The sequence below is a fragment of the Rhizobium sp. CFBP 13726 genome, from assembly GCF_014841925.1.
GTDB classification, from domain to species: domain Bacteria; phylum Pseudomonadota; class Alphaproteobacteria; order Rhizobiales; family Rhizobiaceae; genus Neorhizobium; species Neorhizobium soli.
This window is the reverse complement of the sequence record NZ_JACYUU010000004.1, coordinates 417,972-430,110: the sequence shown is the minus strand read 5'-3', so window position 1 is coordinate 430,110 and position 12,139 is coordinate 417,972. Positions and strand designations below refer to the sequence as shown.

9 protein-coding genes are annotated in these 12,139 nt (G+C 59.8%); 6 read left to right on the top strand and 3 right to left on the bottom strand.

Going from position 1 to position 12,139, the window contains the following annotated elements; translation table 11 throughout:
* Positions 1 to 101: 101 nt before the first annotated feature.
* Positions 102 to 509 (bottom strand): response regulator, encoded by a 408-nt coding sequence (locus IFT66_RS18765; protein ID WP_062459470.1) that lies wholly within the window; start codon positions 507 to 509, stop codon positions 102 to 104.
* Between the two features lie 13 nt (positions 510 to 522).
* Positions 523 to 1,632, bottom strand: a complete 1,110-nt coding sequence (locus IFT66_RS18760) for a PAS domain-containing protein (protein ID WP_192078508.1) — start codon at positions 1,630 to 1,632, stop codon at positions 523 to 525.
* A 376-nt stretch (positions 1,633 to 2,008) separates the two neighbouring features.
* On the opposite strand from IFT66_RS18760, the gene IFT66_RS18755 reads away from it, so the two are divergent.
* Positions 2,009 to 2,311 (top strand): hypothetical protein, encoded by a 303-nt coding sequence (locus tag IFT66_RS18755; RefSeq protein ID WP_156461779.1) that lies wholly within the window; start codon positions 2,009 to 2,011, stop codon positions 2,309 to 2,311.
* 464 nt (positions 2,312 to 2,775) lie between these two features.
* Positions 2,776 to 3,597, top strand: coding sequence for a DUF1206 domain-containing protein (locus tag IFT66_RS18750; protein WP_192078507.1), 822 nt, complete (start codon positions 2,776 to 2,778; stop codon positions 3,595 to 3,597).
* 156 nt (positions 3,598 to 3,753) lie between these two features.
* Here the strand turns inward: IFT66_RS18750 and IFT66_RS18745 are convergent, their stop codons facing one another.
* On the bottom strand, positions 3,754 to 5,847 hold the full coding sequence (locus tag IFT66_RS18745) for a catalase (protein ID WP_192078506.1): 2,094 nt from the start codon (positions 5,845 to 5,847) through the stop codon (positions 3,754 to 3,756).
* 752 nt (positions 5,848 to 6,599) lie between these two features.
* Here IFT66_RS18745 and IFT66_RS18740 point away from each other — a divergent pair.
* From IFT66_RS18740 to IFT66_RS18725, 4 genes are read left to right on the top strand one after another with little or no spacing between them, the layout of a single operon-like run.
* A complete protein-coding gene (locus IFT66_RS18740; protein ID WP_113111521.1) occupies positions 6,600 to 7,799 on the top strand; it encodes an efflux RND transporter periplasmic adaptor subunit in 1,200 nt (399 codons plus the stop codon).
* A 12-nt stretch (positions 7,800 to 7,811) separates the two neighbouring features.
* The gene (locus IFT66_RS18735) at positions 7,812 to 10,946 is read left to right on the top strand and encodes an efflux RND transporter permease subunit (protein WP_192078505.1); all 3,135 of its coding nucleotides are present in this window, start codon (positions 7,812 to 7,814) and stop codon (positions 10,944 to 10,946) included.
* A 26-nt stretch (positions 10,947 to 10,972) separates the two neighbouring features.
* The gene (locus IFT66_RS18730; RefSeq protein ID WP_062459490.1) at positions 10,973 to 11,584 is read left to right on the top strand and encodes a TetR family transcriptional regulator; all 612 of its coding nucleotides are present in this window, start codon (positions 10,973 to 10,975) and stop codon (positions 11,582 to 11,584) included.
* A 5-nt stretch (positions 11,585 to 11,589) separates the two neighbouring features.
* Positions 11,590 to 12,135, top strand: coding sequence for an RNase H family protein (locus IFT66_RS18725; RefSeq protein WP_342344794.1), 546 nt, complete (start codon positions 11,590 to 11,592; stop codon positions 12,133 to 12,135).
* Positions 12,136 to 12,139: the final 4 nt, after the last annotated feature.

The following is a 12,139-nucleotide window of genomic DNA, read 5'->3' as shown; positions in this document are numbered from 1 at the left end:
GAAGTCATTGTCGGCCGTTTCTGAACTGCGAGTGCAAGGTAGCCGCGAGACGGCAGTGGGCGAATGTTGCGGGGAGTTCCCGGTAGTTCAATCAGTCTCAATCACGGTGCAGGCGGCGCGACGATAATGCTGGGTGGAACGCTCAACCCGATGTCGCCGCGCAGAAGTCGCGCGATGTATTCGAGAGCATTCTTCAAGCCGTTCATCGTATACGGCTTTTCGATTACACCGATTGCACCCACGAAATCTTCCGGAATGCGCTTCAGGTTTCCGGTGATGAATACGTACGGGATCCCCCGGTCGGCAAGGTGCCGCCCGACCTCGAGCCCGGTCGGGCCATCGGTCAGATGCACATCGACAAAGGCAAATTCCGGTATCTGGCCTTCCAGAATGGCCAGCGCCTTTTTCCGGTTCATGGCCTGACCGATTACAGAATGGCCCGCCGCCTCGACTTCTTCTTCGAGCTCAAGCGCCAGAAGGGCCTCGTCTTCAACGATCATGATTTTCAAGCTATGCTCCATATCAGCTATCTAGCGGCAAGATGATGCGGACAGTGGTTCGCCGACCCTCTACCTCACGTTCGATCTCGGCCTCGACCTGACGGCAGCACGTCTCCAGCATCAGCCGTCCGAATTCGTTATCCTCTTCGTCGACGTCAACCGGATCGGCCGTATCGCGGACTTCGATGATGAAATGCCCGTTTGGACGATTGACCACGAGGTGGATCTCTCCACCGCCCACGCTCAATCCGCGTCGGACCGCATCGCCAATGAGTTCATTGACGATCAGAGACAGTGGGGAGGCCTTGGCGGCGGGCACAAGAACCGGTGACAGATCCATGGTGATCCGGATATCGTCGCGCCCGAGCGATCCCACAAGGTCGACAACGTGATCGCGGGCAAAGTCGGCGACATCGAAGCGACCGACGTCGTTCGACATGAAGAGCTTGCGTTGCACCGTGCTGAGGGCCTCGACACGGTTGAGAACCGACAAAAGCGTATGCCGGACCGTTTCGTCCCGTGTTTTCCTGGCCTTGAGTTTCACGATCGAAGCGATGGTCAGCAGGTTGTTCTTGACGCGGTGGTCGACCTCGTGCACGAGGGTCGTCTTTGCATCGAGGGCCTGGGTGAGTTCTGCTGTTCGGGCAGCGACCTCCGCCTCGGCTCTCCGACGCGCCGAAGCGGACTGCATCTCCAACGTCTTGTCATCTGTGAAATCAAGCTGCGACGCGAAGTAGTAGAGCGGATCGCCCTGATCGTCGAACACAGGGCTGATGAAAAGAGCGTTCCAGAACGTCGAGCCGTCTTTCCGGTGGTTGACGATATCAATCGCGATCGACCTCTGATCCCTGATTGCTTCCCTTATCTTCTGAACTGACGCTGGGTCGGTCTCGGGTCCTTGCAAAAAACGGCAGTTGCGTCCCACCAGTTCGTCCGCCGGATATCCGGTCAGGTCACTAAAGGCCTTGTTGGAAAAGATGATCGGATTGTCGTACTGGCGCGGATCCGTGATGATCATCGGCATCCGGGTTGCTTTGAATGCTGCGGAGAAGGGATCCTTGGAAGAATGCTCTGCAAGAAGCTTGTCCCCGGCGTCCTGTGCCCCCCTTTTCGCCGAGATCGAGTCGTTCATGAGCATGCCTAATTTACAATTTTCTTTCCAACGCGTGCTCTTGGCTAAATGTTCCGCGCGGTAAAGCCACACGACGGTTTGGGTGCTTTGTGTCACGCGGCCGCTTCAGACGCCGCATCTAAACAGCGCACAGATCTTGATCGTCGTGCGGGATATTACCGGGACAACACCAAAGACCGATGCAGCGGAAACGAGCACTCGGCTGACAACCACTTCATATGATCGGTTCGCGCCGATATTCCTGAGCGCCTCTCGCTTGCTGATCAGGCGATTTTCAGTAAGTGTAAATAACTGTAAATAAACGTAAATGTCAGATCCCTGATAGGAACCGCATGGAGCTTTTGCTGTTGTTCGCTTGCTATCAAAGGAGCTGACATTGAAATACTCTGCATACCTCGCGACAGGATTGGTCGGCATACTCGTGCTGACCGGGATCTCCACTGCCAATGCCCAGATGATGGGGGCGAAGCCGCTTTCCAGGGGTGACGTTCAGCTTGTCCAGAAGCAACAGGGCAAACAGCATATGCTCAAGGGCCACCGCGGTATGAAGGAACGCCGTCAGGGCTACCGGCGCCACAGCGACGGCTACTGGTACCCGCCCGCAGCATTCGCGTCAGAGGCTCCAAAGAAAAAACCAGGCCGATCGGACAAAGCTCCGTCACCGGTCAGAAAATTCTAGGAGAGAACGCGGCTCATGGGCACTCATCCTCAAGCCGTCAACGAGGTAGTGCCGCTTATTGTGCATAGCTGCACTGCAACATGCTGCCTTTCTACATTCGGATAAATGGAATATCCAGTCTTCCAACGAAGCAATGCACCTTCTCCCGCAGAGCTTCGTGTTCCAGGCGACCACTCCTCCCAATGGGCGTCTGGCAGAACAGCGGCACTCCTCCTCCCAGCCGTTGTTCGATCTTTTCGAAAAGCCTGCCGCACCTCCTCCCGCGGCAGGCTTTTTCGTTTTGGGCGAGCCATAAGGCGCGCTCGACCGGCCTGCGCTTTGGCGCTGCAGGTTGCGCTTTGTGGCAAACAGGGATGTGAACGAAGGCGATGCGGTTCTTCTTTGAGGTTCACCTGTAGTTTTCGACAACCTTATGCCGTACCGAGCGTTTCGATCCTTTACCGACGTCGTCCAGGGAGAAGCGCGTGCCGCAGGAATTTCGTTTCGAGATGCTAGCTAAGTTCGGCTATGCCGCGCGAGGTGTCGTTTTTCTTCTGGTTGCGGCGTTGGCGCTGTTTTCGAGCTTCGGCGGCGGTCGCCCCGAAAGCAAGTCGGCCATATCGTCGTTGCTGGATCAGCCGTTCGGCAAGGTTTGGGTCGGGATAATCGGCATCGGGCTTTTCTGTTTTGTGGCCTGGCGGCTTGCTCAGGCTCTGGCCGACAGTGACGGACATGGCAGCGATGCCAAAGGAATGATCATTCGAGCAAGCCTTCTCGGCAGCGCCGTGACCTATGTCGGTCTCGGGATCTACGCAATCGGGCTTTCGGTCTTTTCGGGCGGCGGAGGCGGTGGTTCTGGAGAGAAGGGCCTGGCGACATGGATCATGTCCCAACCTTTCGGCTCCTACCTCGCCATCATCGCCGGCATTGGCCTGTTCGCAGGCGGCGTCGTTACCATGATAAAGGGCGTGACCCGGAAATTCGAGAAGTATATCAGCATCCCGAGCAATGCCAGTTGGCTTACTTATGTCTGTGTATACGGTCTCGTCGCCCGCGGTGTCGTCTTTGCCGTTGTCGGCATCCTGTTTGCCTATGCCGGCTTCAAGGTCGATCCTGATCAAGCTGGCGGCATGGCTGACGCGATGGACTGGTTGAGCGAGCTGCCGGGCGGTGCGACCATCTTCATCGTCATCGCAGCCGGGCTCGCAGCGTTCGGTATCTATAACCTTGTCGCCGCAAGATACCGGACAGTCCGTGGCCCCTCCATGGCAGACGTCAAGCGCACTGTCAGCCGGCCCTTCAACTAGCCGATCGGGACCGTTGACTGGGATCCTGCACTCAGCTGGTCATCGAAATCGCGACCATCATAAACGCGTGAGGGGGTGGGAACGGTCCGTTCCCACCCCCTCATTTGCTATATCCGGCATGCCACGAAGCAGTGACACGCCGGGCTATTTATTGCGTTAGGCGAGCATGCGCACCTTGGGTTCGCGATCCCAGTACCGCTTTGCAGCGGCCTTCAGGAAGCCGTCCATCCCGACAACACCGTCATCGGTTTCGACGCCGGCTTTCTGCAGCAGTGGCTGGGCCTCGTTCGTATGGCCGATAGCCTTGAGGTGGCCGAACGCATCCATCACCCACTGGACCGCTGCTGCTTCTCGGGTCAGCATGTCGCTGCCTTCCTTCGAGAGGAGAACCGCGACCGCGTCGAAGAGCTGTGACGGCGAACCGGCGAGCTGACCATCGGCTTTCGTTACGTTGCCGTCGGACAGTTTTGCCTTTCCGATTTTAGGCGCAACGACGAATGCGGTGGCGCCAGCTTGGCTGATGGCGTTCTTCAGATCACTCAATGCCTTCGCATCGGTGCCATCAGCAATAAGGATGCCGATCTTTCGACCCTTGACCGTCTCGACCATGTTCTTCTGGATCGACAGGGCTGGCGACGGATCGAGATCGACCGGTTCCCGTGCAGCCGGATTGGCAGCCGGAAGGTCGATTCCAAGACCATCGGCGACCCGCTGCGCCAACTCCTCGTCAACGTTCAGAAGATTGCCAAGAACGCGCGGCGGAACGTGATCGAACTCGACCTTGGAAAGCTCGAACACGAAAGACGACGCGATATGCGCCTGCTCGGACGCTGTCTGAGACTTCCAGAACATCCGTGCCTGGCTGTAATGGTCGGCAAAAAGCTCGGCGCGGACCCGCAGCTTGTCGCCCTGTTCCTGATCACCTGTCGCCCGTTCAAACGACCTGAAGCCAGTTGCGGGACACTCGCGTGGGCCGCCTTCTTCTCCAGCCATTGAGAGGCTGTTGGGTTCGTAATTGGCACGACCCTTCGGAACGCTCATCTGCATCATGCCGTCACGCTGGAAGTTCTGCATGGGGCACTTCGGCGCGTTGATCGGCAGCTGATGGAAATTGGCCGTGCCGAGACGCGATTTCTGGGTATCCAGATAGGAGAACAACCGGCCCTGCAACAGCGGATCGTTGGAGAAGTCGATTCCCGGGACGACGTTCGACGGCAGGAAAGCCACCTGTTCCGTTTCGGCGAAGAAGTTATCGGGGTTGCGATCAAGCACAAGCCGACCGACGATCTTGACCGGCAAAATCTCTTCCGGGATGATCTTGGTGGAGTCGAGCACGTCGTAGGGGAGCTTGCTTGCGAATTCCTCGTCGAAAAGCTGAACGCCGAGCTCCCATTCCGGAAAATCACCACTGTCGATGGCTTCCCAGAGATCGCGACGGTGGTAGTCGTTGTCGGCGGCCTGAAGCTTGAGCGCCTCATCCCAGATCGTCGACTGAACGCCGAGCTTCGGCTTCCAGTGGAACTTCACGAAGGTCGACTTGCCCTCTTCGTTGACGAAGCGGAACGTATGAATGCCAAAGCCCTGCATCATGCGCAGCGAGCGCGGAATGCCACGGTCCGACATGGCCCATAGAAGCATGTGGGTGGTCTCAGGCATCAGCGACGCGAAATCCCAGAAGGTACCGTGCGCGCTACCGGCCTGCGGATAGGCGCGGTCAGCTTCCATTTTCACCGAGTGAATGAGATCGGGAAACTTGATTGCATCCTGGATAAAGAAGACCGGAATGTTGTTGCCGACCAGATCCCAGTTGCCTTCCTGCGTGTAGAATTTGACGGCGAAGCCGCGAACGTCGCGAGGGGTATCGACAGAGCCAGCGCCGCCTGCAACGGTCGAGAAGCGGACGAAAACCGGAACCTTGTCCCCTACACGCTGAAACACGTCGGCTTTTGTCACGTCGCTGAGGGATTCCGTGAGCTCGAAGTAACCGTGTGCGGCAGAGCCTCTGGCATGCACGATGCGCTCAGGGATGCGTTCGTGGTCGAAATGAAAGATTTTCTCGCGGAGAACGAAGTCCTCAAGCAGGCTCGGACCGCGATTGCCGGATTTCAGACTGTTCTGATTGTCGGAGATCCGAACGCCGTGGTTTGTCGTCAGGTGGGCCTGAGCAGGATGCGAGCCATCGGACGGAACATGCTGGTGGGTCTCGCCGCCTTCACCGCGGTCCGTATCGTATGTCGTCGGGTCAGCCATTGAATGGTCCTTTGCTCGAATTCAATCCAGCAACAGATATGCCCGCGCGACGCTGCGGCAAGCGCCTGTCGGAGAGATTATCCAAGGGATTGCTTTCAAAGCTGCAGGTCAGGCACCGGAGTTGGCTGTGGGCAGAGCTCCCGAGAGTGGTCAGTAAAGGTGTCTCGTAGTCCGCTGTGCCTGCATTCGTGTCCGGACCGGCGTTCGAGGAGGCGCTGCGGTGAGGCCAGTCGGCTGGGAGAGATGCCTAACCCGCGCAAAACTTTCCCGATTGCTCTCGTAGCAAAGCAAGCCCTTGCTCTGTCACGAGGTTCATCCTCGGGTTTCCGCGGCGCCCCGCGAAAAGGTCCGGATACTGGGATGACGTGACAAGTCTCACTTCCGTTCGCGGCAGCTTCTGCAGGTGAACACTTGCACCCTTACGCGCAATATCGACGCCCAACGCACGAAGCGCGTCAGGTGCCGCGATCCAAAGAGTGCCGCTGATGTTCAGCATCCGGATGGTGTGTCCATGGCAGGTCACGGTATTCATCGCCCGTCCTCAGCCGTCGCGACGTCAGCCATGCCGTCGCTCGAAATTGCAACGACGACGGCTTTCGACGGAGGAACAGGTGTATCTCCAACCGCTCCGAAAAATCCTGACAGCATCCGTAAATCCTTCGTGAAACACCGATTATGTGCATTGCACAAAACTAGACGCCGGTTATATACGTGCCCGACTGTATGTAAACTATCCTTGTGCGGAGCACTCGATGCCTAAGGCGTTGCGATCTATCCTGACCATCACTTGCCTCCTCGCCCTCGTCGGGTGCCAGAAGGAAGAAGCCGCAGCACCTCCGGCGCCGCCTCCATCGCCCGTTGGCGTGGTGACGGTGCAGCCCGAGACCTTGCCGATTACCAGCGATCTGCCGGGCCGTATCGCTCCGACCCGTCTCGCCGAGGTGCGCCCGCGTATCTCCGGGATTATCGTCGAGCGCGTCTTCGAACAGGGCTCCATCGTCAAAGCGGGCGACGTGCTTTACCGCATCGACCCGGCACCGTTCCAGGTTCAGGTCGACAGCGCACAGGCCACGCTTCGGAGTGCGCAGGCAGCGCAGATGCAGGCTCGCCAGACCGCCGATCGTCAGACCCAGCTCAGCAAATCGAACGTCGCCACTCGCCAGGACCTCGATACCGCGATCTCTGCACTGGCGCAGGCGGACGCTCAAGTCGCCGTCGCCCAGGCCGGCCTTGCCCAGGCCGAGCTCAGCCTGCAATACGCCAATGTCACGGCACCGATCAGCGGCCGCATCGGCCGTGCGCTGATCACGGAAGGCGCCCTGGTCAGCTCGACTGGCTCTGAAAACCTCGCGACCATCCAGCAGCTCGACCCGATCTATGCGGACTTCACCCAACCGGCCGCCGATCTGATCCGCCTGCGCAAGGCGCTGCAGGACGGCAAGCTGATGACGGGACCGAACGAGGCGAACGCCTATCTCATGCTCGACGACGGCACCAAATACCCGGAAACGGGCCGTTTGCTGTTTTCGGAAGCAGCGGTCGATGAAACCACTGGGCAGGTGACCCTGCGCGGTGAATTCCCCAATACCAATGGGGATCTCCTCCCGGGCATGTATGTCCGCGTGCAGATCGAGGAAGGTCTGGAGCGCGACGCCTTCGCCGTGCCGCAGCAGGCCCTGCAGCGCGATTCCGGCGGCCAGGCGAGCGTGCTCGTGGTCGGCGCCGAAGACAAGGTCGAGCAGCGCCGCGTCACCGTCGGTCGTGCGCTTGGCGAACGCTGGGTCATCTCGCAGGGCCTTAAGGCCGGCGACCGCGTGATTGCGGAGGGGTTCCAGAAGACGGCTCCCGGCGCCACCGTCAAGCCTGAGCCCTGGTCCGCGGACAAGCCGGCGACGGAGCAGTCGGCGCAAGGCGACGCCAATGCGGCTCCTGCCGAGCCGGCGAAGAAGTAAGGACCAGGTTACATGGCAAGTTTCTTCATCGACCGGCCGATCTTCGCCTGGGTCGTCGCAATCTTCATCATGCTCGCAGGCGTGCTGACAATTCCGATGCTGCCGATCGCGCAGTATCCGAATGTCGCGCCGCCGCAGATCACCGTCTCCACCAACTATCCCGGCGCTTCGCCAGACGATATCTACCAAGGCGTGACGCGTCCGATCGAAGAAGAACTGAACGGCGTTCCCGGGCTGATCTATTTCGAATCGACGTCTGAATCGTCGGGCCGCGTGTCCATCAACGTCACCTTCGCACCCGGTACGAATATCGGCGAAGCGCAGGTCGAGGTGCAGAACCGCATCGCCCGCGCCGAACCCCGCCTGCCGGGCGCCGTCACATCGCAGGGCGTGCGCGTCGAGCAGGCAGGCACATCGTTCTTGATGGTCGTGTCGCTGACCTCCACGGACGGCAATACTGACGTCATTGGTCTCGGCGACTACCTGAACCGCAACGTGCTTGGCGAGATCCGCCGCGTGCCCGGCGTCGGCAGTGCTCAGTTGTTCGCGACCCAGCGCTCCATGCGGATCTGGATGGATCCCGACAAGATGGTCGGCCTCAAGCTGACGGCCTCCGATGTTACGGCTGCGATCAGCGCCCAGAACGCGCAGGTCGCCGCCGGTCGTATCGGCGCGACGCCGAACCCGATCGGCCAGCAGATTTCCGCAACCATCAACGTCCAGGGCCAGCTGACCAACCCTGAAGCGTTCGGAGCGATCGTGTTGCGTGCCAATCCCGATGGTTCGTCGGTGCGGTTGCGCGATGTCGCCCGCATCGAGGTCGGCGGCGAAAGCTACAACTTTTCCAGCCGCCTCAACGGCAAGCCAAGCGCTGCCATCGGCGTCCAGCTGTCGCCGACCGCCAATGCACTCGACACGGCGAAAGGCGTGCGCGCGGTCATGACCGAGCTGCAGCAGTATTTCCCGTCCGGCATCGAATACGAGATCCCGTACGATACCAGCCCGTTCGTGGAAGTCTCGATCGAGAAGGTCATCCATACGCTGATCGAGGCGATGATCCTCGTCTTCGTGGTGATGTACGTCTTCCTTCAGAACATCCGCTACACGCTGATCCCGACACTGGTCGTCCCGGTGGCGCTGCTTGGCACCTGTGCGGTGATGTATGTCTCCGGCTTCTCCATCAATGTGCTCACCATGTTTGCGATGGTGCTCGCGATCGGCATTCTCGTCGACGACGCCATCGTCGTCGTCGAAAACGTCGAGCGCATCATGGCGCAGGAAAAGCTGTCGCCGAAGGAAGCGACCCGCAAGGCGATGGGCCAGATTTCGGGCGCCATCATCGGTATCACGCTCGTCCTGAGTGCGGTGTTCATCCCGATGGCCTTCTTCCCCGGTGCGGTCGGAATCATCTATCAGCAGTTCTCGCTGACCATGGTGGTCTCGATCCTGTTCTCGGGTTTCCTTGCCCTGTCGCTCACGCCCGCACTGTGCGGTTCGTTCCTCAAGCCGATCAAAGGCGATCACCACGAGAAAAAGGGCGTCTTCGGCATTTTCAACCGCGGTTTCGACAAGGCTTCGCATGGCTATTCCCGCACGGTCGGTGGCATCATCAAGCGATCCGGTCGCTTCATGGTCATCTACGTCGCGCTTCTCGTCGGCCTCGGCTGGGCCTATCTGCAGCTGCCGAGCTCGTTCCTGCCCAACGAAGACCAAGGCTTCCTGATCGTCGACGTTCAGGCACCGGCCGAGGCAAGCACCGACCGCACCACCGAGGTCGTCGCGCAGATCGAAAAGATCGCGCTCAGTGAAAAGGCCGTCGAGCGCATTATCGCCATCAACGGCTATTCCTTCTCCGGCAGCGGCCAGAATGCCGCGCTCGCCTTCATCACCCTGAAGGACTGGTCGGATCGCGGTCCCGAGGATTCGGCTGATGCGATCGCAAAGAGGATCAACGGCCAGATCTTCGGCATCCGCGATGCGATCGCGTTCTCTCTATCGCCGCCGCCGATCCAGGGTCTCGGCAACTCGTCCGGCTTTACCTTCCGATTGCAGGATCGTGCCGGCAACGGCCAGACGGCACTTGGCGCGGCGCGCGACCAGTTGATGGCCGCAATTGCCAAGAGCCCGGTTCTCGCAGGCGTTCGCATCGAAGGCATGCCGGATGCGGCGCAGGTGAACCTCCTCATCGACCGTGAGAAAGCCAACACGTTCGGTGTCACATTCGGTGACATCAACTCGACGATCACCGCAAACCTCGGCTCGTCCTATGTGAACGACTTCCCGAATGCGGGACGCATGCAGCGCGTGCAGGTTCAGGCCGACGGCAAGCAGCGCATGAAGACAGAAGACCTGCTGCGGCTCAACGTCCGCAACGCCAATGGCGGCATGGGGCCGATGGCCTCATTCGCGTCGGTCGAATGGGTCCGGGGCCCGTCGCAGGTTGTTGGCTATAACGGCTACCCGTCGATCCGCATCGCCGGCCAGGCAGCACGGGGCTTCTCCTCCGGTGACGCCATCACCGAGATGGAACGGCTTGCCGGCGAACTGCCGAACGGTTTCGGTTACGAATGGACCGGCCAGTCGCTGCAGGAAATCCAGTCGGGGTCGCAGGCACCCGCCCTGATCGCGCTCAGCGTGCTCTTCGTGTTCCTGCTGCTGGCAGCCTTGTACGAAAGCTGGTCGATCCCGATCTCGGTCATGCTCGTCGTGCCGCTCGGGGTCATCGGTTCGGTTGCGGCCGTCATGCTTCGGGGAATGTCGAATGACGTCTACTTCCTCGTGGGGCTGATCGCCATTATCGGTCTGTCGGCGAAGAACGCCATTCTGATCATCGAGTTCGCCAAGGACCTCCGCGCCGAAGGCCGCTCCACGTTTGATGCGACGGTCGAGGCAGCGCATCTGCGCTTCCGCCCGATCCTGATGACGTCGCTTGCGTTCACCCTCGGCGTCGTTCCGATGGCAATTGCCACCGGTGCCAGTGCTGCCAGTCAGAATGCGATCGGCACCGGCGTGCTCGGCGGGATGATCTCGGCGACCTTGCTGGCCATCTTCTTCGTTCCCGTGTTCTTCGTCTTCGTGATGAAAGTCTTCCGCGTGAAGGAGCCGAACCACGAAGCAGAAAAGGCAGCTCCCAAACCGGCGGAGTAGGGGAGAGCGGGAAGAGGAGGACAAGGATGAGACGAACGAAAGCCGAAGCGGCCGAGACGCGCTGTGCCGTCCTGACCGCAGCCGAGCAGCTTTTTTTCGAAAAAGGCGTCGCCAACAGTACTCTGGACGAAATCGCGGCTGCCGCGGGTGTCACACGTGGAGCGGTCTACTGGCACTTTGCCAGCAAGAGCGACCTGTTCCTCCAACTCTACAACGCGGCGCAGCTTCCCCGGGTCGACATGAGCGACGCTGCCGGCTCGGGTTGCGAGGATACTGATCCGATCTCGGCGGTGGAAACCATTGCTCTCGACTGGTTTGGGATGCTCGCAAGCGACGTCCAGCGTCAGCGGCTCCTCACGATCCTTCTGAGAACGAACTTCGAACATGAGTTCGAACCTGTCCTGCAGGAGATGGACGCCCTCAGCGCTGAGCACACTAAAAACATGGAGCGCATCTTTGCCAAGGCTGAAGACAAGGGACAGCTGTCACCCTTGTGGACTCCTGCCGCGTGCAGCCGCGCCGTGCACTGGCAGATGAAGGGTATCTGTTGGGAGTGGCTGCTGTTTGGCCGGAAGTTCGACCTCGTCATCTTGGGCGGAGACAGCGTCCGAAAGCTGTTCGCGACCTTCAGGCGCTGATCGTGATGGATGGGGAGAAATCGGCAGGCTCGGTCAAGCAAGTGGACATTGTCGCCGGATCTGTCGATGCTATGCTTTCCCCGATGACCGATATCTTCCAGGTCTATACCGACGGTTCGTTCGACGCCACTTCCCGATCTGGCGGCTGGGCGATCGTCGCTTTCAAAGGTGACGTGCAGATCCATGTCGCCTCGGGGACGACGATCGGCAGCTCGAACAATTCGTTCGAGGTGCTGTCTGTCATGCGCGCGGCGTCTTGGCTTGAAGCCGAAGCGACGGGAATGGCTGCGGTGATCTGGACCGATTCCGCCCACGTCGTCGAAGGGTGTCGTCGATGGCGGTTCATGTGGCGCGGCAACGGCTGGAAGCGGGTAAGATCAAACCCGCACGAACGTCGTCGGCCAATCCCGGATGCAGATGTCTGGCGCGAATTGGACACTCTCCTGGAGCACAACCCGCTTATAGCAATTCAATTGTGCAAAGGGCATTCCGGAATCTCCGGAAATGAACAGGCCGATGCGGCAGCGAGATCCGCCTTGGGTCTGGGATAAGGCA

What these genes read in the sequence shown, in the direction of transcription:
- IFT66_RS18725 (WP_342344794.1), top strand. Translation starts at nt 11,590, where the DNA reads ATGGATGGGGAGAAATCGGCAGGCTCGGTCAAGCAAGTGGACATTGTC.
- IFT66_RS18760 (WP_192078508.1), bottom strand. Translation starts at nt 1,632, where the DNA reads ATGAACGACTCGATCTCGGCGAAAAGGGGGGCACAGGACGCCGGGGAC.
- IFT66_RS18730 (WP_062459490.1), top strand. Translation starts at nt 10,973, where the DNA reads ATGAGACGAACGAAAGCCGAAGCGGCCGAGACGCGCTGTGCCGTCCTG.
- IFT66_RS18735 (WP_192078505.1), top strand. Translation starts at nt 7,812, where the DNA reads ATGGCAAGTTTCTTCATCGACCGGCCGATCTTCGCCTGGGTCGTCGCA.
- IFT66_RS18740 (WP_113111521.1), top strand. Translation starts at nt 6,600, where the DNA reads ATGCCTAAGGCGTTGCGATCTATCCTGACCATCACTTGCCTCCTCGCC.
- IFT66_RS18745 (WP_192078506.1), bottom strand. Translation starts at nt 5,847, where the DNA reads ATGGCTGACCCGACGACATACGATACGGACCGCGGTGAAGGCGGCGAG.